1 protein-coding gene is annotated in these 280 nt (G+C 71.1%); it reads left to right on the top strand.

Going from position 1 to position 280, the window contains the following annotated elements; translation table 11 throughout:
- The coding region (locus tag D471_RS36895) for a chaplin family protein (protein WP_017601991.1) at window positions 1-280 on the top strand (280 nt) is incomplete at both ends.

The following is a 280-nucleotide window of genomic DNA, read 5'->3' as shown; positions in this document are numbered from 1 at the left end:
GGTTCCGGCGGTGTGGCCAGCGGCAACCAGATCATCGTCCCGGTCGACGCGGCCGTCGAGATCTGCGGCAACGCGGTGTCCGTGCTCGGTCTCGCCGAGGCCGCCTGTATGGAGCAGATCTCGGATGACGGCGGCGACGGCGGCGGCGACGGCGACGGCGGCGACGACGGTGACGACGGCGACGACGGCGACGGGGGTGATGACGGCAACGACGGTGACGACGGCGACAACGGTGACGACGGCGACAACGGTGACGACGGCAACGACGGCGACAACGGTG

This window comes from Nocardiopsis lucentensis DSM 44048, assembly GCF_000341125.1.
In the GTDB taxonomy this organism is placed as follows: Bacteria; Actinomycetota; Actinomycetes; order Streptosporangiales; family Streptosporangiaceae; genus Nocardiopsis; species Nocardiopsis lucentensis.
The sequence above is the reverse complement of the archived record's forward strand: the minus strand, read 5'-3'. Positions and strand labels throughout refer to the sequence as shown.